3 protein-coding genes are annotated in these 1,732 nt (G+C 67.2%); all 3 read left to right on the plus strand.

The features are described 5' to 3' along the window. The coding region (locus OP495_RS17550) for a methyltransferase domain-containing protein (RefSeq protein WP_280571051.1) at positions 1-451 on the plus strand (451 nt) is incomplete at its 5' end. Position 452: 1 nt separating this feature from the next. Continuing rightward, positions 453-1,154 (plus strand): dethiobiotin synthase, encoded by a 702-nt coding sequence (gene bioD, locus OP495_RS17555; protein ID WP_280571052.1) that lies wholly within the window; start codon positions 453-455, stop codon positions 1,152-1,154. Positions 1,155-1,216: 62 nt separating this feature from the next. Beyond that, on the plus strand, positions 1,217-1,732 hold a 516-nt coding region (locus tag OP495_RS17560; protein WP_280571053.1), incomplete at its 3' end, for an aminotransferase class III-fold pyridoxal phosphate-dependent enzyme.

Here is a 1,732-nt window from a genome sequence, read left to right on the forward strand (position 1 = left end):
TGACGCCAGCTTCGATCTCGTCGTCTCCAATCTGGCGATCCAATGGTGCCCGGACATTGACCGGGTACTTAACGAAATCCGCCGGGTCCTGAGGCCGGGAGGACGTGCGCTGATCAATACCCTGGCGCCGGGCACGCTGGCCGAGGTCGGCCACGCCTGGACGCGACCCGTCGCCCTGCTCGACTTCTACGACGCCGCCCGGCATCGCCGAGCTGCCCATGGCGCCGGCTTCCGTCGCGTCGAGGTCACAGCTCGTACCGAGCGCTTCCATTATCCCGACCTCGCGGCCGTGATGGCTTCCATCAAGGGCGTCGGTGCCCAGGTAGCACGCAACGGTGCTCGGCTCTCGCGCGCCGACGTGGCCCGCGCCGCCCGACGCTTCGAGACGCTTCGCACCGAGGCCGGCCTACCCGTCTCTTATCACCTTCTAACGCTCGATCTGGAACGCTGAAATGACCGCCTACTTCGTCACCGGCACCGACACCGACGCTGGCAAGACCCTCATCGCCAGCGGCCTGCTGGCCCTGGCCCGCCGCCGCGGCCTGACCACTCTCGGGCTCAAGCCCGTGGCCTCCGGCTGCGAGCCCACCGCCGACGGGCTGCGCAACATCGACGCCCTGACCCTCCAGGCCCAGAGCATGCCGCCCACGCCCTACGTCACCATCAATCCCTGCACCTATGAACCAGCTATCGCACCGCATCTGGCCGCCCGCCGGGCCGGCGAGGCACCGACTCTCGATGTTCTGGCCGCGCACGTCGCCGAACCGCTGGCCGAGAAGCGCGACCTGACGCTGATCGAGGGCGCCGGCGGCTGGCGTGTGCCGCTCAATGACACCGAGGACCTCACCGGCCTGGCGGTGCGACTCGATCTACCGGTAATCCTGGTGGTGGGTCTCGAGCTCGGCTGCCTGAACCACGCCCGGCTCACGGCCGAGGCGATTCGCGCCGACGGCCTGCCACTGGTCGGCTGGGTGGGCAATCTGATCGATTCCGACTTCGCTACTGACGCGGCCTGCTACCGCGACAACCTGGCAACCCTAGAGCGCAGCCTGGAGGCGCCCTGCCTAGGGATCGTGCCGCGCCTGACCGCCGATACGCCGGCGGCACGAGCAGCATCCGCCGCCGATCACCTGGCACTGCCCGGCAACGAGTGAATATCGGCAGCGTCAGTGGACAACCACTCCATCGACACGCGATTCATATACAAGGAAACACGATGACATCCCCGATCTGGCATCCCTATGCCCATCTCAAGTCCCAGGCGCCGTCACCCAAGGTGGTCGGCGGCGAGGGACCGCGCTTCACTCTGGAGACCGGCGAGTCCTTGCTGGATGCCACCTGTTCCTGGTGGTGCATGATCCACGGCTATCGTCATCGGCGACTGGTCGAGGCCATCCAGCGCCAGGCCGACGAGCTGTGCCACGTGATGCTGGGCGGGCTGACCCACGAGCCCGCCGACCGCCTGGCTCGCGAGCTGGTGCGCGTCACCCCCGAAGGGTTGAACCACGTGTTTTTCTCCGACAGCGGCTCGGTGGGCATGGAAGTGGCCATGAAGATGGCGGTGCAGTATCACTACCTGCGCGGCAAGCCGGCCAAGCACCGCATGCTGACGCTGATGAAGGCCTACCACGGCGATACCGCCGGCTGCATGGCGGTATGCGATCCCGAGGAAGGCATGCATTCGCTGTTCGCGGGCTTCCTGCCGCAGCATTACTTCGCTCCGGCGCCCACG

This window comes from Chromohalobacter sp. 296-RDG, assembly GCF_029889885.1.
Lineage (GTDB): Bacteria > Pseudomonadota > Gammaproteobacteria > Pseudomonadales > Halomonadaceae > Chromohalobacter.